The sequence below is a fragment of the Mesorhizobium vachelliae genome (assembly GCF_033977325.1).
GTDB lineage: Bacteria > Pseudomonadota > Alphaproteobacteria > Rhizobiales > Rhizobiaceae > Mesorhizobium > Mesorhizobium vachelliae.
This window is the reverse complement of record NZ_JAVIIR010000004.1, coordinates 249,811-270,889: the sequence shown is the minus strand read 5'-3', so window position 1 is coordinate 270,889 and position 21,079 is coordinate 249,811. Positions and strand designations below refer to the sequence as shown.

General features: G+C 63.7%; 25 protein-coding genes. 12 read left to right on the top strand and 13 right to left on the bottom strand.

Annotated features, from left to right (window positions below; genetic code table 11):
* Entirely contained in the window at window positions 1–435 is a 435-nt protein-coding gene (locus RFM41_RS11570) for an FKBP-type peptidyl-prolyl cis-trans isomerase (protein WP_320245337.1), read from the top strand.
* 61 nt (window positions 436–496) lie between these two features.
* Here RFM41_RS11570 and RFM41_RS11565 read toward each other — a convergent pair whose 3' ends face one another.
* On the bottom strand, window positions 497–733 hold the full coding sequence (locus RFM41_RS11565; RefSeq protein WP_320245336.1) for a metallothionein: 237 nt from the start codon (window positions 731–733) through the stop codon (window positions 497–499).
* Between the two features lie 226 nt (window positions 734–959).
* Complete coding sequence (locus RFM41_RS11560) at window positions 960–2,189, bottom strand: GNAT family N-acetyltransferase (RefSeq protein ID WP_320245335.1); 1,230 nt, start codon at window positions 2,187–2,189, stop codon at window positions 960–962.
* A gap of 91 nt (window positions 2,190–2,280) precedes the next feature.
* Here RFM41_RS11560 and RFM41_RS11555 point away from each other — a divergent pair, with 91 nt between their 5' ends.
* Window positions 2,281–3,339 carry a polysaccharide deacetylase family protein gene (locus tag RFM41_RS11555; RefSeq protein ID WP_320245334.1) on the top strand — a complete coding sequence of 353 codons (1,059 nt, stop codon included), beginning with the start codon at window positions 2,281–2,283 and terminating at the stop codon, window positions 3,337–3,339.
* A gap of 124 nt (window positions 3,340–3,463) precedes the next feature.
* Here RFM41_RS11555 and RFM41_RS11550 read toward each other — a convergent pair whose 3' ends face one another.
* Window positions 3,464–3,868, bottom strand: coding sequence for a hypothetical protein (locus RFM41_RS11550; protein ID WP_320245333.1), 405 nt, complete (start codon window positions 3,866–3,868; stop codon window positions 3,464–3,466).
* Between the two features lie 94 nt (window positions 3,869–3,962).
* Entirely contained in the window at window positions 3,963–4,178 is a 216-nt protein-coding gene (locus tag RFM41_RS11545) for a DUF2842 domain-containing protein (protein WP_320245332.1), read from the bottom strand.
* 152 nt (window positions 4,179–4,330) lie between these two features.
* Between RFM41_RS11545 and RFM41_RS11540 the strand changes: the two genes are divergently transcribed.
* A complete protein-coding gene (locus RFM41_RS11540) occupies window positions 4,331–5,422 on the top strand; it encodes a COX15/CtaA family protein (RefSeq protein WP_320245331.1) in 1,092 nt (363 codons plus the stop codon).
* Window positions 5,423–5,425: 3 nt separating this feature from the next.
* Here RFM41_RS11540 and RFM41_RS11535 read toward each other — a convergent pair whose 3' ends face one another.
* The 4 genes from RFM41_RS11535 to speB all read right to left on the bottom strand — a co-directional run bounded on the left by RFM41_RS11535 (window position 5,426) and on the right by speB (window position 8,627).
* Window positions 5,426–5,740 carry a hypothetical protein gene (locus RFM41_RS11535; RefSeq protein ID WP_320245330.1) on the bottom strand — a complete coding sequence of 105 codons (315 nt, stop codon included), beginning with the start codon at window positions 5,738–5,740 and terminating at the stop codon, window positions 5,426–5,428.
* An 83-nt stretch (window positions 5,741–5,823) separates the two neighbouring features.
* Complete coding sequence (locus tag RFM41_RS11530) at window positions 5,824–6,657, bottom strand: aminoglycoside phosphotransferase family protein (protein WP_320245329.1); 834 nt, start codon at window positions 6,655–6,657, stop codon at window positions 5,824–5,826.
* A gap of 6 nt (window positions 6,658–6,663) precedes the next feature.
* A complete protein-coding gene (argC, locus tag RFM41_RS11525; RefSeq protein ID WP_320245328.1) occupies window positions 6,664–7,596 on the bottom strand; it encodes an N-acetyl-gamma-glutamyl-phosphate reductase in 933 nt (310 codons plus the stop codon).
* Window positions 7,597–7,625: 29 nt separating this feature from the next.
* Window positions 7,626–8,627, bottom strand: coding sequence for an agmatinase (gene speB / locus RFM41_RS11520; protein ID WP_320245327.1), 1,002 nt, complete (start codon window positions 8,625–8,627; stop codon window positions 7,626–7,628).
* A gap of 124 nt (window positions 8,628–8,751) precedes the next feature.
* Between speB and RFM41_RS11515 the strand changes: the two genes are divergently transcribed.
* Window positions 8,752–9,966 (top strand): acyltransferase family protein, encoded by a 1,215-nt coding sequence (locus RFM41_RS11515; RefSeq protein WP_320245326.1) that lies wholly within the window; start codon window positions 8,752–8,754, stop codon window positions 9,964–9,966.
* Between the two features lie 83 nt (window positions 9,967–10,049).
* On the top strand, window positions 10,050–11,108 hold the full coding sequence (locus RFM41_RS11510) for a glycerophosphodiester phosphodiesterase family protein (RefSeq protein WP_320245325.1): 1,059 nt from the start codon (window positions 10,050–10,052) through the stop codon (window positions 11,106–11,108).
* 180 nt (window positions 11,109–11,288) lie between these two features.
* Here the strand turns inward: RFM41_RS11510 and RFM41_RS11505 are convergent, their stop codons facing one another.
* Window positions 11,289–12,161, bottom strand: coding sequence for an aldo/keto reductase family oxidoreductase (locus RFM41_RS11505; protein ID WP_320245324.1), 873 nt, complete (start codon window positions 12,159–12,161; stop codon window positions 11,289–11,291).
* A gap of 96 nt (window positions 12,162–12,257) precedes the next feature.
* Here RFM41_RS11505 and RFM41_RS11500 point away from each other — a divergent pair, with 96 nt between their 5' ends.
* A complete protein-coding gene (locus RFM41_RS11500; RefSeq protein WP_320245323.1) occupies window positions 12,258–13,166 on the top strand; it encodes a LysR family transcriptional regulator in 909 nt (302 codons plus the stop codon).
* Window positions 13,167–13,222: 56 nt separating this feature from the next.
* Here the strand turns inward: RFM41_RS11500 and rpsI are convergent, their stop codons facing one another.
* The 3 genes from rpsI to RFM41_RS11485 form a co-directional block, all read right to left on the bottom strand.
* Window positions 13,223–13,693 carry a 30S ribosomal protein S9 gene (gene rpsI, locus RFM41_RS11495; RefSeq protein ID WP_320245322.1) on the bottom strand — a complete coding sequence of 157 codons (471 nt, stop codon included), beginning with the start codon at window positions 13,691–13,693 and terminating at the stop codon, window positions 13,223–13,225.
* Window positions 13,693–14,157, bottom strand: coding sequence for a 50S ribosomal protein L13 (gene rplM, locus RFM41_RS11490; RefSeq protein ID WP_320245321.1), 465 nt, complete (start codon window positions 14,155–14,157; stop codon window positions 13,693–13,695). The genes rpsI and rplM overlap by 1 nt, the downstream gene beginning before the upstream one ends.
* 230 nt (window positions 14,158–14,387) lie before the next feature.
* Window positions 14,388–14,852, bottom strand: a complete 465-nt coding sequence (locus RFM41_RS11485) for a PaaI family thioesterase (RefSeq protein ID WP_320245320.1) — start codon at window positions 14,850–14,852, stop codon at window positions 14,388–14,390.
* A 153-nt stretch (window positions 14,853–15,005) separates the two neighbouring features.
* Between RFM41_RS11485 and RFM41_RS11480 the strand changes: the two genes are divergently transcribed.
* From RFM41_RS11480 to RFM41_RS11455, 6 genes are all read left to right on the top strand, one after another.
* Window positions 15,006–15,827: an enoyl-CoA hydratase gene (locus RFM41_RS11480; protein ID WP_320245319.1), complete on the top strand. Its 822-nt coding sequence runs from the start codon at window positions 15,006–15,008 to the stop codon at window positions 15,825–15,827.
* A 44-nt stretch (window positions 15,828–15,871) separates the two neighbouring features.
* Window positions 15,872–16,654 carry an AAA family ATPase gene (locus tag RFM41_RS11475; RefSeq protein WP_320245318.1) on the top strand — a complete coding sequence of 261 codons (783 nt, stop codon included), beginning with the start codon at window positions 15,872–15,874 and terminating at the stop codon, window positions 16,652–16,654.
* Window positions 16,641–17,420: a GNAT family N-acetyltransferase gene (locus tag RFM41_RS11470; RefSeq protein ID WP_320245317.1), complete on the top strand. Its 780-nt coding sequence runs from the start codon at window positions 16,641–16,643 to the stop codon at window positions 17,418–17,420. The genes RFM41_RS11475 and RFM41_RS11470 overlap by 14 nt, the downstream gene beginning before the upstream one ends.
* Entirely contained in the window at window positions 17,417–17,938 is a 522-nt protein-coding gene (locus RFM41_RS11465; protein WP_320245316.1) for a CoA-binding protein, read from the top strand. The genes RFM41_RS11470 and RFM41_RS11465 overlap by 4 nt, the downstream gene beginning before the upstream one ends.
* A 159-nt stretch (window positions 17,939–18,097) precedes the next feature.
* Window positions 18,098–19,378, top strand: coding sequence for an O-acetylhomoserine aminocarboxypropyltransferase (locus RFM41_RS11460; protein WP_320245315.1), 1,281 nt, complete (start codon window positions 18,098–18,100; stop codon window positions 19,376–19,378).
* A 1-nt stretch (window position 19,379) separates the two neighbouring features.
* Window positions 19,380–19,724: a cupin domain-containing protein gene (locus tag RFM41_RS11455; RefSeq protein ID WP_320245314.1), complete on the top strand. Its 345-nt coding sequence runs from the start codon at window positions 19,380–19,382 to the stop codon at window positions 19,722–19,724.
* 84 nt (window positions 19,725–19,808) lie between these two features.
* Here RFM41_RS11455 and RFM41_RS11450 read toward each other — a convergent pair whose 3' ends face one another.
* On the bottom strand, window positions 19,809–21,047 hold the full coding sequence (locus RFM41_RS11450) for a cytochrome P450 (RefSeq protein WP_320245313.1): 1,239 nt from the start codon (window positions 21,045–21,047) through the stop codon (window positions 19,809–19,811).
* Window positions 21,048–21,079: the final 32 nt, after the last annotated feature.

The following is a 21,079-nucleotide window of genomic DNA, read 5'->3' as shown; positions in this document are numbered from 1 at the left end:
ATGACACAGGCCAAGAATGGCGACACCGTACGCATCAATTACACTGGGCGTCTGGTTGACGGCACTCAATTCGATTCTTCCGGCGGTGAACCGTTGCAGTTTACACTGGGTGAAGGACAGGTAATTCCTGGTCTCGAAACCCATGTCGAAGGCATGGAGGTCGGCACGAAAAGCACCGTCACCGTTCCCGCCGACGCCGCCTACGGTCCCCATCGCCCGGAAGCGGTCGTAACGATCGACCGGGCCAGCGTGCCGGACAACATCAATGTCGACATCGGCACCCGATTGCAGGCCCGCACCCGCGAGGGACGTCCCATGCAAGTAACGGTCGTCGGTGTGGACGACGCCAGCGTCAAGCTCGACGGCAATCATCCGTTGGCCGGAAAGGACCTGGTGTTCGACGTCGAATTGGTCGAGATCGTTCAGGCGGCGTAGTTAGAACTGAACGACTGGCCCAAGGTCCGCCCGGCCCTCCAAGGCGGGGGAATCGCGATTGTCACGGCGCGCGATCGGTCAGGGCGTTGGCTCCTTCCTGCCCGGCGCAATGCGCGCAGCAATAGATGACATCGCCCTGCTCGACGCCATGTCCCATGATCCGCACCCTGCAATGCGGACAGGTCGGCGCAAGCTTCTGGATCGCGCACTCGAAGCTGTCGAACGTGTAGGTTTGCCCGCCCAGGCTCACCAGGAATGCCTTGTCATAGTCGTTGCCGCCCTGGTCGCATTTAGCCATGGCCCAATCTCCTTCCGAGTGCGAAAACCTCTCGGCGCTCGATAGGTTCCGTCGAGTCCCTCTGGGTTTCGGCCCCTTGCCCGCATCCCGGGAGCGTAGCGGCGATTGCGCGACTCTTGCTGGGCCTAGAGCATGTCTCCCGAAAGTGGAAACCGGCTTTCGGAAAAGATCACGCTCCAACAATGAGTTAGATCAGGGTGACGATTCAACGAAACGTCACCCTGATCTAGCTGTCGTCCTCGGCTGCGGCAGGTGCTGCCTGTCCGGCAGCCCTGCGTCGCAGCATCTTGGTCAACTTCCAGACGGTCGGATTGTTCTTGATGAAGGACTTCGCCCGCGCGCCCTGCCGCAACCCGGTCGCCAGCGCCCGGCCCTTTAGCGTCAACGGCGCAAGCACCTCGAAATGCTGGACCTCGATATCGCACCAGAGCCGTTTGTAAGGTTCGTCGCCGACCGAGAAGTCGTACACGTCGAAGCCAAGCTCGCAGGCTTCCTGGATATTGTCGAAGAACAGGAAGTCGCCCGGGCTGGTGAAGGCGAGATCGTCCTCGGCGATGGCGCCAAACTCGCAGATCAGCCGCTTGCCGGAGCGGCTGGAGCCGGTGACCGCGCGCAGCTTGCCCGCCACGTCCAGGCCATGCAGTAGGAAAGGGGGCTTTTCCTTAGCCAGCGCATCGGTGAACAACGCCCGGAAGAAGTCGCGCACTTGCCTGTCGCCGAAGACATTGGCGATGCCCATCTTGGCGAAACGCGCTTCCTTCATCTCGAGGAAGGCATCGAGCAGCCTGTCGACCTCCTCGCGGGTGCGGGCCTCGATGCGGCGGAAGGTGCCGACAGCCTCGAACTTGCGCGTCTGCGAGCGGTGCTTCTTGCGCTTGCGCTTGCCGCTCGCGCGCGAGAGCAGCGCATCGAACCCGCCGTCCAGGTCGACGGCGAGCGCCAGGTTCGGACTCGGAAAGCCGGGCAGCGCAGCGAGCGGGTTGGCGACGCCATCGAGGTCGGGCAGCAGCCTCTCCAGTGAGATCAGGTCGATGTCCGGCCGCATTCGGGCGATTGCCTTGAACATCGAGCGGATCGCGGGGCCGTCGACGGCGGGCAGGAGCCGCGGATCGACGGCGGCGAAATTGCCGTTGGCGTGCCGGCCGCCGGCGAAACGGGCAACCTTGAACGGGCCGCGTCGCACGACTTCCAGCGCCAACGACAGCGCCGGGCGAGCATCGCAGGCCAGCGTCGCGACAACCATGTCGGCGCCGGTCGCGGTCGCCCAGTTGCTCACCCAGGATCCGCTTTGCGCGGGCGCAAACAGCGCCGAGGCGCAGAATTGAACGTAGTCCGCAATGCCGATGCCGTCGCTTGTCGTCGCGGCCCAGTGGTTCGGATGGGCTCCAATCGGTCGCGCGGAAATCTCGTTGGCCGCGACCCGGTTGCCGTCAAATGACGCGGCGGCGTCAACCATCCCTCAATCCTTAAGACGTATTGGTTCCGACTTGGGGGTTCGCATAGGCGAATGTCGTGCTTGCTTGAGCCTAGGCGCAAAAGGTGAAGGAATGATCGACGGGGGCGAGGCGATCCGGAAACTGGCATTGAACCTTGCCCGCTACTCCGGTCTCGCGCCTTTGGCGCGCCCGTTTGTCGGCGGCATCGGCGCTATCCTGATGCTGCACCGTGTCACCGCGACACCGGAAAAGCCGAACAGCGTCAATCGCCATCTGAACATCGCCCCCGCCTTCCTCGACAGGCTGATCGCGGACATGAAGGGGCAGGGCTATGCCTTTGTTTCCCTTGATGAAGCAATCGAGCGCATCAGGGATGGCGGCAAGGGCGGTCAGTTCGCCACGATCACCGCCGACGACGCCTATCGCGACAACATGACCGAGGCGCTTCCGGTCCTGGAAAAGCATGGCGCGCCGATCACCATCTACGTCGCTCCCGGCCTGATCGACGGCGCCGTCGATCTCTGGTGGGACGTGATCGAGGACATCGTCGACACCAGCTCGCGCCTGACGCTGACCATCGCGGGCAAGTCGACGGTGATCGATTGCTCGACACAAGGCAAAAAGATCCAGGCCGTCGCGCGGCTGAATGCCTGGCTGACATTGGAAGTCTCCGAGGAAGAGCAGGGTGCAGCGCTCCGCGAACTGGTCCGTTCGAATGGGTTCAAATTGGGGTCAAGCCGCCCATGCACCTTGATGAACTGGGATGAGCTTCGCACCATGGCCGCCCATCCGCTGGTGACTATCGGCGCGCACACCGTCAATCATCGCAACTTGAAGCGGCTGTCCGAAGCCGATGCGCGCCATGAGATCGGCGACGTTCGCCGCATCCTCAAGGAAAGGCTCGGCGAGGAGCCGCGTCATCTGGCTTACCCCTATGGCTATGCCAGTGCCGTCGGCTGTCGCGAGGTGGGCTTTGCCCGCGACGCGGGCTATGCCTCTGCGGTGACCACGCGCCATGGCGTGCTGCGCGCCGAGCATGCCGGTTTCCTGCAAGCGCTGCCGCGCATTTCCGTCAACGGCCGCTATCAGAGCCTGGCGCATATCCGCACGATGCTGTCCGGCATCACGACGCCGCTTGCCAATGCGGGCAAGATGGTTGTGACGATCTAAAGCATGTCTCCCGAAAGTGGGAACCGGTTTCGGCATAAAGACATGCGTGAAATCAAAAACCTACAGCGCACGGAGCGAATCTGAAAGATCGCGACGCGCTTTAGGCCTGCCTCGCCTGCGCTGCTCAGCACTTATGGAAATATCGGTAGGTATCCGGCGCGCTCATCCATTTGAAGTTCGCCGACAGTCCGCCATGCGCGTTGATCCAGCCTCTGATGTCGGCTGCGTAGGCATTCCAGAGCATGCCGGTCGCGTCGGTGCGGTGTGCCAGATGGAAGCCGAAGCTCGCCGCTGGCGTCACGCAGATGCGGCTGCGCGGAATATAGCCGAGCAGCACGGTGCAGGCGGACTGGCACTTGCCGACGATCCGCACATCGACGCCGCGGGCCGCAAGCGCCTTCCAGCGCTGGCTGTAGGCGGCGACGCTGCCACCGTGTGCGTCCGAGACATCGATGGTTTCCGCTGTCGCGATCGAAGCGGCGAGCGAGCCGATCAGAACGATCAGCCCCGCGAACATGGTCCTCAGCATGCCAAGCCTCCCTGCCGGGCTATCAGCCAGGCAGGGTAGGCGCGGGTTCAATTACGTCTGAATCACATTCGTGTTTGGCCTGGCCGAGGGCGGCTCAGCTCTTCGGACGCGGCTCGATGATCAGCCACTTGATGATGGCCATGGCCGGCAGAACCCAGAGAAAACCGCTGAACAGGAAGAACAGGAGATGCACGGTCGGACCATATTCGACCAGCCTGGTGACCGCGATGGCGGAGGCGATCAGCGCGTAGATGACGACCAATGCCACTAGCAGAATGGTTCCGATCAGCTTTTTCAGGCGAATGGGCATGTCGCGGTTCCGTTGATCCGCCCCGCTTAGGCCGAATGAAGGGAGCGCGCAACCGTCGCGGCCCGGCGCGACGGCGTGCCGCGCTGGACAGGCTTGCCAGTCGGGCGGCCTTGGTCCACCACGTCAGCGCTTCAACTGCCGGAAAAACGCCCATGGCTGCCATCACCGCCACGGCTCCCTATGCCGCCCGCGCCCGCGACCTCCACAACCGCGCTTTGGTGCGCGGCTGGCTTTACGCCGTGCTGCTTGTGCTGTTCGCGCTGGTGCTGGTCGGCGGCTCCACGCGCCTCACCGGGTCGGGGCTGTCGATCACGGAGTGGCAGCCGATCCACGGCGTCATCCCGCCGCTCAACGACGCCGAATGGCAGGAAGAGTTCCAGCGCTACCAGCAGATCCCGCAATATGCCGAGATCAACAAGGGTATGAGCGTCCAGGACTTCAAGTCGATCTTCTGGTGGGAGTGGGCGCACCGTATCCTGGCGCGTAGCGTCGGCGTCGTCTTTGCCTTGCCGCTGCTGTTCTTCTGGGCGACGCGGCGCATCGAACGCGGCCTCGGGCTGAAGCTCGCCGGCATATTGGCGCTTGGCGGGTTGCAAGGCGCCATCGGCTGGTGGATGGTGGCTTCGGGCCTGGTCGATCGCGTCTCGGTCAGCCAGTACAGGCTGGCGACGCATCTGACGCTTGCCGCGCTGATCTTCACCGCAACCATGGTCGTCGCGCGCGGGCTGGCGCCGCATTCGGAGCCGGCCGCCGACCGGTCGACGCAGCGGCTTGCCGGCTTCATCGTGCTTTTGGCGATGATCCAGATCTATCTCGGCGGGCTGGTCGCCGGGCTGCACGCGGGCCTTTCCTACAACACATGGCCGCTGATGGACGGAAAAATGATCCCGTCCGATCTGCTTCTCCTGAAGCCCGCCTGGCTGAACTTCTTTGAAAATCCGAAGACGGTGCAGTTCGTGCATCGCATCGGCGCCTATACGATCTTTGTCGTGGCGCTCTGGCATATGATCGCGACGTGGCGGCGCCAGCCTGGCACCACCCATGCCCGCCGGGCCACGCTTCTGTTCGTGCTGGTGGTCGTCCAGGCCTCGATCGGCATCGGCACGCTGCTGATGCAGGTGCCGCTGCACATGGCGTTGACGCATCAGGCGATCGCGCTTGTGTTGCTCGGCTTCGCCGCCGCGCATTGGCGCGGCACCAAGGGCGCTTATCCGCTGCCGACGAAGATGAGCGCCAGAAGCTGACGCTCACATCGAGAACAAATGCGACTGGGTCGTCGGCTCGTTGTCGAATTCCGCCTGGCGGGCGGCGGCCGCGGACGTCGTCGACTGGTTCTGGTCGGTCTTTTTCGCGTCGGCGGCCTTGAGCGCGTCGAGCTTGGCCTGGAGGGCGGCGGCCTGCTGCTGCAGCCTTGCCGCGTCGGCTTCATCCTGAGCCGCCTTTGCTTGATCTTGCAGGGCCTGGATCTGTTTTTCGAGCGCGGCTTCCTGCGCCGCGTCGTCGGACGACGTTGACGAGGAATATTGCACCGACTGGACGGAGCTCGAGATCGCGCTGACCATGGGATATCCTTCGTGGGAGGCTGGATTCCATCAGTAGTCGATTATGGTGAATCGATGGTTACCACGGCCATCGCCCTAAACATTCAAAGCTTTGCCCGAACCATGCGGATTGCCTCGGCGACGGCCAGCTCCCGCTTCTCGTCGACCGCGTTCTTGTCCTCGCGATGCCACGCGGCCGACAGGCAGCCATAGGCGATCGCGTGGTCGAGAATGGCACGTGGCGACTGCCCGAGCGTCTTTCCAAACATGTCGGCCATATGCGCGATCCGGCGCGGATCGAGGCAGAGATCGTCGCGGTCGAGCGGATTGTAGAACATGTTGGCCGCATCGAAGCCGGGATCGCCGATGACCCCCTTCGGATCGATCGCCAGCCAGCCGCGCGGCCCGAGCAGGATGTTGTCGTGATGCAGGTCGCCATGCAGCGGCTTGATCTCGTGCGGATCGGCAAACAACCGCTCGGCGATGTCTGCGGCGTGGACATAGAGGCTGGTTCGCCCGGTGGCCCGGTCGGCCTTGGCCGCTCGAAACAGGCTGACATACCGTTCCCGCAGCGGCTGCAGGTCGGGCGGAGGCGTGTGCTCGGACGGCGACAGCAGCTTCGCCATCACGTCGGCCGCGATCGCGGTGGCGGCATCGTCGCCATGCTCCGCAAGATGCTCGGAAAGCAGCCTGTCGCCGGCATGTTCGAGAAGCATGCGATTGCCGACACGGCCGAGCAGCCGCACCGCGCCTTCGCCGCGCCGCCAGGCGAGGTAATGCTCGCCGCGCAACTCGTCCGCCACGTCGTCGAAGGGTTTCAGGTCCTTGACGATCGCCGGCGAACCATCCTCGCGCATCACCTTCCAGATCCGGCTGGAAAAGGTCTCTGCAATGAGTTCAGGAACGCTGACCTTCCAGCGCTCGGGAAATGCCTGCATGACCTGTCAGTGCTTGATGCCGAGCATCAGGTCGAGATTCTGCACTGCGGCGCCGGAAGCACCCTTGCCGAGATTGTCGTAGACGGCCATCAGCAGCGCCTGCGCCCGCTCGTCATTGGCGAACACATAGACCTTCATCCGGTTGGTGCCGTTATAGACCTCCGGGTCGATCTCCGGGATGCGCTCCATATGGGTGTAGGGCGCAACCTCCACCACGCCGCCGTCGATCGACGCATAATGGTCGGCAATCGCCGCGTGAAGCTCGGCGCCGGTCGGCACGCGGTCGAGGCCGCCGAGCTGCAGCGGCACCACGGTGATCATGCCCTGCGCGAAATTGCCCACCGCCGGCTGCATGATCGGGTCGTGCGACAGCTTCGCATAGGTACGGAGCTCCGGCACATGCTTGTGCTGCAGCGTCAGCCCGTAGGGCAGGAATTCGGGCGCGTCCTCGCCCTTGCCGACATAGTCCTCGATCATCGGCCGGCCGCCGCCCGAATAGCCGGAGATGCCGTTGACGGTGACTGGGAAGTCGGCAGGCAGCAGGCCGGCCGCAACCAGCGGCCGCAGCGTAGCGATCGGGCCTTGCGGCCAGCAGCCCGGATTGGCGATGCGTTTCGCGCCGCCGATCTTCTTCGCCTGGCCCTTGTCCATTTCGGCGAAGCCATATTCCCAGCCCTCGGCCACGCGATGCGCCGTCGAGGCGTCGATCACCTTGGTCGTGTCGTTCGTGATCAGCGACACGCTCTCCTTCGCCGCCGCATCCGGCAGGCAAAGGATCGCGACATCGGCCGCGTTGAGGAATTCGGCGCGGGCGGCGGTCTCCTTGCGGCGTTCGGTGGGGATGGAGATGATCTCCAGGTCGCCACGGTCGGCCAGCAGCGCCCTGATCTGCAGGCCCGTCGTGCCATGTTCGCCGTCAATGAAGATTTTCGGTTTCATCGCTTGCCTGATTCCCTGCGATTCCAATGTCATATGCCGTGAGCATGATTTAGCGCGACATGATTGCCGTTGCTCAGCTCTTCCGCCCGTGCCTTTCGCTCCGCCAGCAGGCCGAGATAATGCATGGCGATGATCGATCCGGCGATGGCCGTTATATCGGCATGATCATAGGCCGGCGCAACCTCGACGATGTCGGCGCCGACGATGTCGATCTGGCCGAGTTGGCGCAGCGTCGACAGCATCTTTGCCGAGGAGGGGCCACCGGACACCGGCGTGCCGGTGCCGGGCGCGAAGGCCGGGTCGAGGCAGTCGATGTCGAAGGTGAGGTAGGTCTTCTTGCCGCCGGTGCGCTCGACGATCGCATAGGCGATGTCGGAGGCGCGCATTTCCTCGACCTCGTGGCCGTAGAGGATTTTTATGCCGAACGTGTCGGGCGCATGGGTGCGGATGCCGATCTGGATCGAGCGGTCGGGGTCGATGATGCCTTCCTTGACCGCACGGGCGACGAAGGAGCCATGGTCGATGCGCTTGCCGTCATCCGGCCAGGTGTCCTGATGCGCGTCGAACTGCACCATCGCCAGCGGCCCGTGGATCGCGGCATGCGCCTTGAGCAGCGGCCAGGTGACGAAATGGTCGCCGCCGAGGGTCAAAAGGAACGCGCCTGATTTCAGGATCTTGGCCGCCTCGCGCTCGATCGTGCCCGGCGTCTTCTGGTGATTGCCGCTGTCGAGCAGGCAATCGCCGTAGTCCACCACCGAGAGGTGCTCGAACAGATCGCGCGAGAACGGATATTGCGGATCGTTGTCGAGGATCGCCGAGGCGCGGCGAATCGCCTGCGGCCCGAAGCGCGCACCGGGCCGGTTGGTGACCGCGGCGTCGAAAGGAATGCCCCACACGACGGCGTCCGCGCCCTTCACGTCTTTCGTGTATTTGCGCCGCATGAACGACAGCGCGCCGGCATAGGTCGGCTCGAACGACGCGCCCGTCTTGGAGCGGGCAGTGAAGGCGTGGTCGATCTCTTGGTTCGCCATTACGGGTCCTCGGTTTTCATCGGGCAGCCACAACTACAGAACCGGCACGCAACATGCCAGTCACTGCTTGCGGAAAGGAAGCGGCGCTCGGCGAGTGCCACGGCAACACAGGACCTGTATCATTATGGCTGAGACCGCCTTGCTCAACCTTGTGCCCGCGCCGGCGGCGACCCGTGTCGGCACGATGGCCGGGGAGCGCTTCCTGGTGCTGGATTCCTGGCGCGGTATCTGCGCGCTGCTGGTGGCGCTGTTCCATTTCCCGACCACCTCGATGATCTCGCAAAGCGCCTTTGTCGGTGGCTCCTACCTGTTCGTCGATTTCTTCTTCGTGCTCTCCGGCTTCGTCATCGCCAGCGCCTATGGCAGCCGGCTGAGCGAGCAGGACGACCTTGCCCGGTTCGCGCTGGTGCGCTTCGGCCGCATCTACCCGCTGCATATCCTGATGCTTGCTGCCTTCGCCGGCTTCGAGGCGCTGCGGCTCGTCCTGCCGGCGCTGCACGGAACAGGTCCGGCACCCTTCACCGCCGGTTTCGGCCTGAAAAGCCTCGTCGCCAACCTGTTCCTTTTGCAAGGCATGGGCGTTGAGGATCGTCTGAGCTGGAACGCGCCGAGCTGGAGCATTTCGGCCGAGTTCTTCACCTATCTGCTCTTTGCCGCCGTCGTCTTCATCGCTGGCCGGCGCGCGTGGATATGGTTCGTCGCCGCCGCCGTGACGGCGCCGCTTTTCCTGATCGCGGTCTCGACGCGTCATATGGACGTGTCCTTCGATTTCGGCTTCATCCGCTGCCTTTACGGCTTCTCGCTCGGCGCGTTGCTTGCCTGGTTTCAGCACGATTCCATTGCAGAGGCGCGACAGGCGCTGAGCGACGGGGCAGGGCGCCTCGCCTGGACGCTGGCCGAGATTGCGATGATCGCGGGGATCGCGCTGTTCGTCTCCATCGCCGGCACCAACGACCTTGGCATTGCGGCGCAGGTTGTCTTCGCCCTGGCGCTTTACTTGTTTGCCCATGAGGGCGGTCTGGTCAGCGCCCTGCTGCGCAGCCGGCCGATGCTGCTGCTCGGCTCGCTCTCCTATTCGATCTACATGGTCCACGTCTTCGTCCAGGCGCGCATGATCAATGTCGGCGGCCTGATCGAACGCAAGCTCGGGCTCGGCATCGTCGGCGACCTGATGCTGCGCGGCGACCACGCGACCGGCTTCGGCGCCGGCTCGCCCTGGATCGGCTTTGCGGCTTTGATCGCCATGTTGATCGCTGTCATCGTCGCGTCGTGGTTCACCTGGCGCTTCGTCGAAATGCCGGCGCTGGCCTGGTTCCGGCGCCTTGCGAAGCTGATCTGAGGAAACAACTAGCCGGCTTCGTTCACCGGCATGTCATGGGCATCGCCTAACCGGGTCCCGACCCGGAACGGAGCGATTCCCCGATGCGAACACTCTGGCTGAGCCTTCTTCTGTCCGCCGCGCTTGCCGCTGTCTCGGGCCAAAGTTTAGCCGGCGAGACGCGTGCCGCCCAAATCCTCGACCGCTTCGAACATGCCAACCAGTGGCGCGATCATGTGATGATCGCCGCGCATCGGGCCGGCAGCATGCAGGCCGGCAAGACGCTTTATGCCGAGAATTCACTGGCCGCCGTCGAAGGCTCGATCGCGATCGGCGCCGAGATCGTCGAGGTCGACGTGCGGCGCGCGAAAGACGGTGAGTTCGTCATCATGCATGACAGCTGGCTCGACAGAACGACCAATTGCAAAGGTGAGGTGGTGAAATACACGCTTGCCGAGCTGAAGAAATGCCGGCTGGTGATTGAGGGCACGGGCGTCGTCACCAACGAGACGGTGTCGACATTGCGCGAGATGCTGCTTGCGACCAGGGACAGGATCCTGATCAATCTCGACAACAAGCTGGAGGTGACTGACCTGCCGGGCATGATAGCGGAGGCGCGCGATCTCGGCATGGCCGATCAGGTGATCGTCAAGGAGAACCTCTGGAACCGCCAGCGCATCGATGCCGCAAGCGCAGCACTTGCCAAGGCCGGCGGCGGCTTCCAGTTCATGCCGATCCTCGCCGACGATGCCGTGCATGACGCAACCTTTGCCGGCGAGGTCGACAAGGCTTTCGCGCCGCGCGCCATCGAATTGATCAATTGGCGCAACGGTGCCGAGACGCTGACGTCGACCGGCGGCCCGCTGTTCAGCAACCATATGCGGGCGGAAGCGGCCCGCGGCGACTGGCACCTCTGGGCCGACACCTACGCCATCGTCAACAAGCCCGGCGGCTTCCTCGCCGGCGGCCGCGGCGACGAGCTGGCGGTCGCCGCCAGCCTGCCGCGCGAAGCCTGGGGCTTCTGGGTCGACCACGGCGCCACGATCATTCAGACCGACGAGCCGAAAGCGGCGATCGAGTGGCTGGCGGCGAATGGTTATAGGGTGCCTTACACGACAGACATCAAGCAGGCCGAGCCGGCGCATACGGCGAGTATAAATTGAGCGAGGCGCTGGAACTGGAATCTCCCCCCTTGAGGGGGAGATGGCCGGCAGGCCAGAAGGGGTCGTCTCACGTAAATCGCCTGCGTGGTCTCTCGTTGCGGAAGGCGCTGGCGCTCCACGCGAAGCGACCCCCTCTGTCGCCTTCGGCGACATCTCCCCCTCAAGGGGGGAGATTAAGGCTCACGCGGCTTTCGCCACGCCCTCCAACTCGCGCAGCACCTCGGCCGACAGCTTCAGCCCCGCGGCCGCCAGGTTCTCCTGCAGATGCCCAACCGACGATGTGCCCGGGATCAGCAGGATATTGGGCGAGCGCTGCAGCAGCCACGCCAGCGCAACCTGCATCGGCGTCGCGCCAAGCCGCTCCGCCACGCCGGACGGCGTCGAGGATTGCAGCGGGCTGAAGCCGCCAAGCGGGAAGAACGGCACATAGGCGACACCGTCGCGTGCGAGTTCGTCGATCAGCGCGTCATCGTCCCGGTGGGCCAGATTGTATTGGTTCTGCACGCAGACGATCTTGCAGATCTTACGGCCTTCCGCGATCTGCGCACGGGTGACGTTGCTTAGGCCGATATGGCGCACCAGGCCTTTGCGCTGCAGTTCCGCCAGCACGGTCAGGGGCGCCTCGATCGAACCTTCGGCCGGGCCATGCACCCCGAACATGATGCGCAGATTGACGACGTCCATCACCTCAAGGCCGAGGTTGCGAAGATTGTCGTGCACGGCCTGTTCGAGCTCATCGGCCGAGTAGGCCGGCAGCCAGGAGGCGTCTTCGCCGCGCCGCGCGCCGATCTTGGTGACGATGGTAAGGTCGTCGGGGTAGGGCGCCAGTGCCTCGCGGATCAGCTTGTTGGTTACATAAGGGCCATAATAGTCGCTGGTGTCGATGTGATTGACCCCATTCGCCACTGCTTCGCGCAGCACGGCGATGGCTGCGTCATGGTCTTTGGGCGGACCGAACACGCCTTTGCCCGCAAGCTGCATGGCGCCATAGCCGATGCGACGGACCGAGCGGTCGCCGAGTTTGTAAATGCCGGATTTGTCTACGCTGGACATTGCGTTTTCTCCTTCGCTGTCGGCGAGAGAGATAGGGCATGGCTGCTGTCCCGATAACCGGATATAATCGGCACAGCTTGTGCGGAATCTGGAACAATGGCGGCTGAGCTCAACGATCTTCAGGCGTTCATGGCGGTGGCGCGCGCCGGAGGCTTTCGCGAAGGTGCGCGCGCGACGGCGGGCAGCGCCTCCGCGCTCAGCGAGGCTATTCGCAGGTTGGAGACCCAGCTTGGCGTCAGGCTTTTCAACCGCACCACGCGAAGCGTCGCCTTGACCGAGGCCGGCGCCAGCTTGCTCGCGCGGCTTGGCCCGGCGCTGGGCGAGGTCGAGGCGGCGCTCGATGTGGTGAACGGCTTTCGCGATCGTCCTGCCGGCACCTTGCGCCTCAACGTGCCGATAAGCGCCTCGCGGCTGGTGCTGCCCCGGATCGTTCCGGGATTTCTCGCGGCCTATCCCGCCATTCGCCTGGAGGTGATTGCCGAGGAGAACTTTATCGATCTGCTGGTGGCTGGCTGCGATGCCGGCATCCGCTATGACGAGCGGCTGGAACAGGACATGATCGCCGTGCCGATCGGACCGCGCACGCAGCGCTTCACCACCTCCGCCGCGCCGGCCTACCTTGACCGGCACGGTCGGCCGCAGCATCCCCGTGATCTGCTTGGTCATGCCTGCGTGCGCGGCCGCTTCCCGAGCGGGGTCATGACGCCCTGGGAGTTCGAGCGGGATGGCGAGGTGGTGCGGGTCGATACCACGGGCCCATTGCTCGTCAGCATCGGTGGAGGCGTCGATCTCGCTATCGATGCGGCGATCGCCGGCGTCGGCATTCTCTGGCTGTTCGAGGACTGGGTGCGTCCGCATTTTGAGAGCGGCGTGCTGGAACCTGTGCTGGAGCCGTGGTGGCAAAACTTCTCGGGGCCGTTTCTCTATTATCCCGGCCGACGGCTGGTGCCCGCGCCACTGCGTGCCTTCATCGACTATATCAAAACGCCGGCCGGGCACTGGTAATGGAAACAAAAAGGCCGCCCGGAGGCGGCCTTTCGAGATCTTGCGTCTCTCGACGCTTAGCGCTTCGAGAACTGGAAGCTGCGGCGGGCCTTCGCCTTGCCGTACTTCTTGCGCTCGACCACGCGGCTGTCGCGGGTCAGGAAGCCGCCCTTCTTGAGCACCGAGCGCAGGCCCGGCTCATAGTAGGTCAGCGCCTTGGAGATGCCGTGACGCACGGCACCCGCCTGGCCCGAGAGGCCGCCGCCGATGACGGTGGCGACGATGTCGTACTGGCCGGCGCGGTTGGCCGCGACGATCGGCTGGTTGAGGATCATCTGCAGCACCGGACGCGCGAAATAGGTCGCGAATTCCTTGTCGTTGATGGTGATCTTGCCGGAGCCCGGCTTCACCCAGACGCGCGCGATGGCGTTCTTGCGCTTGCCGGTAGCATAGGCGCGGCCCGACTTGTCGAGCTTCTGGACATGCACGGGCGCGGCCGGCTGCGCGGCGACGGTGCCGAGTTCTGCGAGCGAGGAAAGCTCAGCCATTACGAAGCCCTCTTGTTCTTGGAGTTCAGCTTGGCCACGTCGAGCGTGACGGGCTGCTGGGCGGTGTGCGGATGCTCGGCGCCAGCATAGACGCGGAGATTCTTCATCTGGCGGCGGCCAAGCGGGCCGCGCGGGATCATGCGCTCGACGGCCTTCTCGAGGACGCGCTCGGGGAACCGGCCCTCGAGCAGCTGGCGCGCGGTGCGCTCCTTGATGCCGCCGGGATGGCCGGTGTGCCAGTAATAGACCTTGTCGGTGTACTTCTTGCCAGTGAGCACCACCTTGTCGGCATTGATGACGATGACGTTGTCGCCATCATCGACATGCGGGGTGAAGGTGGGCTTGTGCTTGCCGCGCAGATGGTTGGCGATGACGGTGGCCAGACGACCGACGACGAGACCTTCGGCGTCAATCAGCACCCACTTCTTCACCACATCCGCAGGCTTCTGCGAAAAGGTAGCCATGGTTTTGCTCTCAGGTTGACCTTTCCCGTCCCAGGAGGGGCAGGGAGAAGGCGTTTCTTGTTGCTTGGATTGACGGGAGAACCGGAGCCACCCGCCAATAACAAAACGGCGGCCGTTGCGGGCCGCTGCTTCGCGAGGGCTTATAGGCGAGGGCGGTTGATGCGTCAAGGCAGCGAAAAATGAGTTATGGCGAATAAACGTAGCAAAAACAATGCGTTGGTAATGAGGTATTATTTTACCGCATCATTGTCGAGCTTCCTTGGGATCGAATAGGTGCCGGTGGCATGCGCCACAGTGTGCCCATCCGGCCCTGCCACGATGTCGATGTCGAACACCATCAGGCTCTTGCCGAGCTTCAGGATCCGGCAATGGCCGTCGATCGGGCCCGCTTCGGCCTTGCGCATGAAGTTGATGTCGAGGTTGACCGTCACCGAAAGCGCGTCCGGGCCGGCATGGCTGAGAACGCAGACATAGCCGCCGATGTCGGCAAGCGTGAACAGCGACGGACCCGAGACCGTGCCACCGGGGCGCAGATGCCGCTCATCGGCGTTGAGCCGCACCGTGCAGCCACCCGGGAACACGTCGATCGCCTCATAGGAGGTGAAATTGTCGTTGAGCTGCGGATAGACGCTCGCCATCAACGCATTGACCTCGGCCGCGTTGAGCATTGGCTTCAGATTGCTTTGGGCAGGCATGGGCGGCGTCCTATATGAAAGGGCAAGCTCCGGGCGACGTGCCTGGACCAAACGGTGCGACGGAGAAAACACGGCTCGCGGCTGTTCTTCAACCGGCAGCGTGCTAGTTCTGTTGCTCCATGCGCTGCGAGCGCTGACCCGAGAGGTTTGGAAATGGCCGAAGTCGTCGCCATCAAGCCCGCCGTCGCCGACGGCCCCGTTCTTGTCGCCCAGGACAAGGGCATCCTGCGCCTCACGCTCGCCAGCCCGCCGGCCAATGCGCTGTCCTTGGCGACGATGGCGGCGCTGCAGGCCGAGCTCGATCGCGTGAAGACCGACAAATCCGTGCGCGTCATCATCCTGGCCGCATCGGGAAAAGTGTTCTGCGCCGGCCACGACCTCAAGGAAATGACGGCTCGCCGCGCCGATCCGGATCGGGGTAAGGCGTTCTTCGAAGAGACATTCGCCGCCTGCGCCAAGCTCATGCAGACGATCGTGCGTCACCCGAAGCCAGTGATCGCCGAGGTCGACGGTCTTGCCACCGCCGCCGGCCTGCAGTTGGTCGCCAGCTGCGACCTCGCCATCGCCTCGCATGAGGCCAGCTTCTGCACGCCGGGCGTCAACATCGGCCTGTTCTGCTCGACGCCGATGGTGGCGCTGTCGCGTAACGTCTCGCGCAAGCAGGCGATGGAGATGCTTCTGACCGGCGAGACGATCGACGCCGCGACCGCCAAGGAATTCGGGCTGGTCAACCGCATCGTGCCGCGCGAATATCTGAATCAGGTTGTCAACAAATACGCGCAAACCATTGCATCCAAATCATCTTTGGTGGTCAAGACCGGTAAGGAAGCCTTCTACGCCCAGGCCGAAATGGGGCTCGCCGACGCCTATGCCTATACCGGCCGCGTGATGGTCGAAAACATGCTGGCGCGAGATGCGGAGGAAGGTATCGGCGCCTTCATCGGCAAGCGTAAGCCCGAGTGGGCCGACGAGTAGCCGGTTTGAATGGAGCCGCGCCATCCCATCGCTGAGGGTTCGACGTGGCTGCCCGCAAGCAACTGACGCGGCTGAAAGCGCCCTATCTCACGCGCATCCTGCTTGAGCCGTCGCGCGTTGCCGACTGGGAGCAATATCCCTGGAACCTGCCGATCTTTCGTGATCGCGAATTCGAGTTCGAATTCGCCTCGGCCATCACCATCATCGTCGGCGAAAACGGCACCGGCAAATCGACGCTGCTTGAAGCCATTGGTGCGCTGGCCGGCTATGACGAGGCGGGCGGCGGAAAGGGCTACATGCCCGTCGATCATTCCATCGCTATTGACAAGAGCGGCGCGTCACTTGCTGGCGCGTTTCGCGCACATTGGCTGCCGAAGGTCACCGCCGGTTGGTTCTTTCGCGCCGAGTCTTTCTACTCTGTCGCGCGCTACCTCGATAAGGTTGCGCTCGAGGATCCGTTCAAGCCGCCGCCGCCCGATTTCCTCTCCTGGTCGCATGGTGAGGGCTTCATCCGCTTCTTCGAGGAGCGCTGCCGCCGGCAAGGCATCTATATCCTCGACGAGCCTGAGAGCGCGCTGTCGCCGACGCGCCAGATCGAATTGCTGAAACTGCTTCAACGCATGGAGCAATCCGGCACCGCCCAGGTGATCATGGCGACACACTCGCCGCTGCTGATGGCTTGCCCGAATGCACGGCTGTTCCGCATCAGCCGCTTCGGCCTCGACCCGGTCGATTTTCAGGACACCGATCATTTTCGCATGATGCGCGACTTCTGCAGCGACCCGCAGACCTTTATGGAGGAGGCATTGCGGGATGACGATGACTAGCGGTGGGCGCGTGAACCGGGAAGACCTCAGTTGGGAAGTGGAAGAAGCCTGTCGTGAGGCATGGCCTGCGGCGCTCGAGACCGTCGCTCTCGGATGGATGTTGCGCAGCTCAGGCGGGCGGATAAGGCGGCCGAATTCCGCTAATCCCCTGCGCGGCAGGCGCGGTACGCCGGGGCGGGTAGTCGACGCCGCCGAGGCGTTCTACACCAGCCATGGCCAGGCCCCGCTGTTTCGCGTTCCCGACATCGCCCCCGAACTGGAACTCGAACTCGACCGTCGGGATTACAGCCGGGAAGGCGGTACGATACACCTCCATGCCGAGATCGACGCGCTTCAGGGACATAGCGATGGCGACGTCACGGTGTCAGCGGCGCCGACCGAGAACTGGTTCGAGGCGCGCTTCCGTACCGGCGGCTACGACGATGCGGAGCGCCGCATCTTTCGCCATATGGCGAGCTTGATCGCGGGCGACAGGGCATTTGTGTCATGCGAGCGTGATGGCCAAATCGCAGCCTTTGCCTTTGGCGTCATCCGCAACGGGCTGCTCGTCGTCGAGGCGGTTGAAACCGACGCCGGTTTCAGGCAGCAGGGGCTCGGCCGCAGGACGGTCGGCAGCCTGATCGGCTGGGCCAGGCGAGCGGGCGCAAAGGCCGGGTGCCTGCAGGTGGTCGCCGACAACACGCCCGCCCGCGCGCTCTACGCCTCGCTCGGCTTCAACCGCGAGCTCTATCGCTACCATTACCGCAGGAAGACCACGGCAGCATGAACCACGATAGCTACGACAACGCCTACATCGCCGGCATCCTGAACTCGGTGAGGACGATCGCCATGGTCGGCGCCTCGCCCAACGACGTGCGGCCGAGCTATTTCGTGCTGAAATATCTTTTGGCCAAGGGCTTTTCGGTGCTGCCGATCAATCCCGGTCATGCCGGCAAGCAGATCCTCGGACAGACGGTCTATGCCAGCCTGGTGGATCTGCCGCATCCGGTCGATATGGTCGATGTTTTTCGAGGCTCGGCGGCAGTGCCCGGCATCGTCGACCAGGTGCTGAAGCTCGATCCGCTGCCCAAGGTCGTCTGGATGCAGCTTGGCGTACGTCACGCCGAGGCCGCTGCCCGCGCCGAGGCCGCCGGCATCAAGGTGGTGATGAATCGTTGCCCGAAGATCGAGTACGGCAAGCTGTCGGGCGAGATCGGTTGGACCGGCGTCAACTCCGGCGTGCTGTCGTCTAAGAAGCCTTTGATGAGGCAGGGCTTCCAGAGCTTCGGCGTGCGGCAGAAATAGGCGGGCCGCGGTTCGCGCAAAATTATTCCGGGAAGAAATGCATTTTTCCGGGCGTTCGTCGCAGATCGCGCCCCGAACGGTATTTTCTTCTTTGCATTCCAACTCGGGCTTCGCCAAGAATGCCCGGCGATTTTCGAAGATCAGGAGAGGTAGGTTTCGATGACCCGTACGCCCGGTTTCAACACTTTAGCCGTTCATGCCGGCGCAAAGCCCGATCCGGCAACCGGCGCGCGCGCCACGCCGATCTACCAGACGACCTCGTTTGTCTTCGACGACGCCGACCATGCCGCCTCGCTGTTCGGGCTGAAGGCCTTCGGCAACATCTACACCCGCATCATGAACCCGACTCAGGCGGTTCTCGAGGAGCGTGTGGCGGCGCTCGAAGGCGGCACGGCGGCGCTTGCCGTAGCTTCCGGCCATGCAGCCCAGGTGCTGGTCTTCCACAACCTGATGCAGCCCGGCGACAATTTCATCGCCGCCAACAAGCTTTATGGCGGTTCGATCAACCAGTTCGGCCATGCCTTCAAGAACTTCGGCTGGGAAGTTCGCTGGGCAGAAGCAAACGATCCGGCGACTTTCGAGAGCCAGATCGACGACAGGACCAAGGCGATCTTCATCGAGAGCCTGGCCAACCCCGGCGGCGTCTTCGTCGATATCGAGAAGATCGGCGATATCGCCCGCAGGCACGGCCTGCCGCTGATCGTCGACAACACGCTGGCCTCGCCTTATCTGGTCCGGCCTATCGAGCACGGCGCCGACATCGTCGTGCACTCGCTGACCAAGTTCATCGGTGGCCACGGCAATTCGATCGGCGGCGTCATCGTCGATGGCGGCACCTTCGATTGGTCGAAGTCCGGCAAATACCCGATGCTGTCGGAGCCGCGGCCTGAATATGGCGGCCTCGTCCTGCACGAGACCTTCGGCAATTTCGCCTTCGCCATTGCCGCGCGCGTGCTCGGCCTGCGCGATATTGGCCCGGCGATCTCGCCCTTCAACGCTTTCCTGATCTTGACCGGCCTGGAAACGCTGCCGCTCAGGATGCAGCGCCACTGCGACAACGCGGCGAGCGTTGCCGGCTGGCTGTCGAACCATCCCAAGGTTGCCTGGGTGAACTATCCCGGCCTCCCAGGCGACAAGAACAATGCGCTGCAGAAGAAATATTCGCCGCAGGGCGCCGGCGCGGTGTTCACCTTCGGCCTCAAGGGCGGCTACGACGCCGGCATCAAATTCGTCGAGGCGCTCGAACTGTTCTCGCACCTCGCCAATGTCGGCGACACCAAGTCGCTGGTCATCCATCCGGCTTCGACCACGCACCGACAGCTTTCCGACGAGCAGAAGGTCAAGGCCGGCGCCGGGCCGGACACGGTGCGGCTGTCGATCGGCATCGAGGACGTGAACGACATCGTCGCCGATCTCGAACAGGCGCTCGGCAAGGTCTGATATGTCGGCCTTCCTTGCGGTCAATGCCGACAACGTAGAACCGGAGGCCGGCGCGCCGGTCCCGGATCGCGTGCTGTCGGGCGATCCCAAATTCCGCACCTGGAACGTCGAGGAGCGCGACGGCGGTCTCTATGCCGGCATCTGGGAAGCGACGCCAGGCAAATGGCGCATCGTCTATGACGAATGGGAATTCTGCCACATCCTGTCCGGGGTCTCGGTGATCGCCGAGGACGGCGGCGAGGCCCGCACCGTGCGGGCCGGCGACAGCTTCGTGCTGAGGCCAGGGTTCAAGGGCACATGGGAAGTGCTGGAGACGACGCGCAAGGAATATGTGATCAAGCTCTGAGTGGGGGCCTATCGTTTCGTCATTCTGTGGTCTGCGCGTCGCTTCGCTACGCCCAAGGATGACGAAGCCGCGTTAGGCCTTGGCTCAAAACGTGACGGCAACCCGCTCCAGCCCGTGGAAGTGATAGGTGTCGCGGAAACGCGGCACTTCTGCCAGACGAAGCTTTGGCAGCCGGTCGAACAGCGTCTTCAGCGACACCTGCAACTCAAGCCGCGCCAGCGGCGCGCCGATGCAGAAATGGATGCCGGCGCCGAAGGAGACGTTCTTCTGGTCCGTCCGGGCCGGATTGAAGGTGTTAGGCTCGGCAAACGCCAACGGGTCATGATTGGCCATGCCGAGCAGCAGCGCCACCATCTCCCCGGGTTTCACCAGGATGCCCGGCGAAACCTCGATCTCCTCATACGCGTAGCGCAGGAACATATGCAGCGGCGCGTCGTAGCGCAGGCACTCCTCGACTGTCGCGGCGTTTCTTTCCGGCGTTTCGAAGAAGCGGCGCGGATCGCCGCCTTGCGCCAGGATCGATCGCACCGCATTGCCGGTCAGGTGCACGGTCGCTTCATGGCCGGCGTTGAGAAGCAGGATGGCCGAGGAAACCAGCTCGTCTTCCGACAGCTTCTGGCCGTTGTCCTGCGCCTCGATCAAGAGCGACAGCAGGTCGTCGCCCGGCTTCCTGCGCCGCTCGGCGACATAGCCGCGCAGGAAGTCAGAGAAGTCGCGCGCGGCGCGGTTGGCCATGTCCTCGGCCTCGCGCGTGCGGCCATGCATGTACATGGCGACCATCTGATGCGACCAGTCGAGCAGTTGCGGTCCCATCTCGACTGGAACGCCGAGCATCTCGGCGATGATGGTGATCGGCAAGGGGGAGGCGTAGGCCGGCAGAAGGTCGACGCCTTTTGGCTCGAAGCGGTCGATCAGTTCATTCGCCAGCACCTCGATGCGTGGCCTGAGGCGCTCGACCTGACGCGAGACGAAGGCGCGGTTGACCAGCGTTCTGAGCCGCGTATGCACCGGCGGCTCCAGCTCCAGCATGGAATTGGCCTCGGTGGCATCGAAGGCCGCGAGATGCGAGCGGTCGTCGCCCACGCCGCGGCTGTCGGGAATTCCGGCCGGGTTCTGCCGGCCGAAGCGACGGTCGCGCAACAACCGGTTGACGTCGTCGAAACCACCAAAACACCAGAAACCATAGTCTTCCCAAAAGAAGGCGTTGGCGGTGCTGTTTAGGAAGGCATAGGCCTCATAAGGATTCTGCACGAAGGTTGGTTCGTGCGGGTCGAGGCGCAGGCGGCGGCTGGTCGGGTCGAAGGCAAGATAGGCTGGCGTCATGGCTGACTATTAGCGCGCCTTGTCAGTCCTAT

What these genes read in the sequence shown, in the direction of transcription:
- RFM41_RS11570 (WP_320245337.1), top strand. Translation starts at nt 1, where the DNA reads ATGACACAGGCCAAGAATGGCGACACCGTACGCATCAATTACACTGGG.
- RFM41_RS11485 (WP_320245320.1), bottom strand. Translation starts at nt 14,852, where the DNA reads ATGCCTGCCCAAAGCAATCTGAAGCCAATGCTCAACGCGGCCGAGGTC.
- RFM41_RS11450 (WP_320245313.1), bottom strand. Translation starts at nt 21,047, where the DNA reads ATGACGCCAGCCTATCTTGCCTTCGACCCGACCAGCCGCCGCCTGCGC.
- RFM41_RS11480 (WP_320245319.1), top strand. Translation starts at nt 15,006, where the DNA reads ATGGCCGAAGTCGTCGCCATCAAGCCCGCCGTCGCCGACGGCCCCGTT.
- RFM41_RS11550 (WP_320245333.1), bottom strand. Translation starts at nt 3,868, where the DNA reads ATGCTGAGGACCATGTTCGCGGGGCTGATCGTTCTGATCGGCTCGCTC.
- RFM41_RS11505 (WP_320245324.1), bottom strand. Translation starts at nt 12,161, where the DNA reads ATGTCCAGCGTAGACAAATCCGGCATTTACAAACTCGGCGACCGCTCG.
- rpsI (WP_320245322.1), bottom strand. Translation starts at nt 13,693, where the DNA reads ATGGCTGAGCTTTCCTCGCTCGCAGAACTCGGCACCGTCGCCGCGCAG.
- RFM41_RS11540 (WP_320245331.1), top strand. Translation starts at nt 4,331, where the DNA reads ATGGCTGCCATCACCGCCACGGCTCCCTATGCCGCCCGCGCCCGCGAC.
- RFM41_RS11545 (WP_320245332.1), bottom strand. Translation starts at nt 4,178, where the DNA reads ATGCCCATTCGCCTGAAAAAGCTGATCGGAACCATTCTGCTAGTGGCA.
- RFM41_RS11470 (WP_320245317.1), top strand. Translation starts at nt 16,641, where the DNA reads ATGACGATGACTAGCGGTGGGCGCGTGAACCGGGAAGACCTCAGTTGG.
- RFM41_RS11530 (WP_320245329.1), bottom strand. Translation starts at nt 6,657, where the DNA reads ATGCAGGCATTTCCCGAGCGCTGGAAGGTCAGCGTTCCTGAACTCATT.
- RFM41_RS11465 (WP_320245316.1), top strand. Translation starts at nt 17,417, where the DNA reads ATGAACCACGATAGCTACGACAACGCCTACATCGCCGGCATCCTGAAC.
- RFM41_RS11510 (WP_320245325.1), top strand. Translation starts at nt 10,050, where the DNA reads ATGCGAACACTCTGGCTGAGCCTTCTTCTGTCCGCCGCGCTTGCCGCT.
- RFM41_RS11500 (WP_320245323.1), top strand. Translation starts at nt 12,258, where the DNA reads ATGGCGGCTGAGCTCAACGATCTTCAGGCGTTCATGGCGGTGGCGCGC.
- rplM (WP_320245321.1), bottom strand. Translation starts at nt 14,157, where the DNA reads ATGGCTACCTTTTCGCAGAAGCCTGCGGATGTGGTGAAGAAGTGGGTG.
- speB (WP_320245327.1), bottom strand. Translation starts at nt 8,627, where the DNA reads ATGGCGAACCAAGAGATCGACCACGCCTTCACTGCCCGCTCCAAGACG.
- RFM41_RS11555 (WP_320245334.1), top strand. Translation starts at nt 2,281, where the DNA reads ATGATCGACGGGGGCGAGGCGATCCGGAAACTGGCATTGAACCTTGCC.
- RFM41_RS11560 (WP_320245335.1), bottom strand. Translation starts at nt 2,189, where the DNA reads ATGGTTGACGCCGCCGCGTCATTTGACGGCAACCGGGTCGCGGCCAAC.
- RFM41_RS11455 (WP_320245314.1), top strand. Translation starts at nt 19,380, where the DNA reads ATGTCGGCCTTCCTTGCGGTCAATGCCGACAACGTAGAACCGGAGGCC.
- RFM41_RS11515 (WP_320245326.1), top strand. Translation starts at nt 8,752, where the DNA reads ATGGCTGAGACCGCCTTGCTCAACCTTGTGCCCGCGCCGGCGGCGACC.
- RFM41_RS11535 (WP_320245330.1), bottom strand. Translation starts at nt 5,740, where the DNA reads ATGGTCAGCGCGATCTCGAGCTCCGTCCAGTCGGTGCAATATTCCTCG.
- argC (WP_320245328.1), bottom strand. Translation starts at nt 7,596, where the DNA reads ATGAAACCGAAAATCTTCATTGACGGCGAACATGGCACGACGGGCCTG.
- RFM41_RS11460 (WP_320245315.1), top strand. Translation starts at nt 18,098, where the DNA reads ATGACCCGTACGCCCGGTTTCAACACTTTAGCCGTTCATGCCGGCGCA.
- RFM41_RS11565 (WP_320245336.1), bottom strand. Translation starts at nt 733, where the DNA reads ATGGCTAAATGCGACCAGGGCGGCAACGACTATGACAAGGCATTCCTG.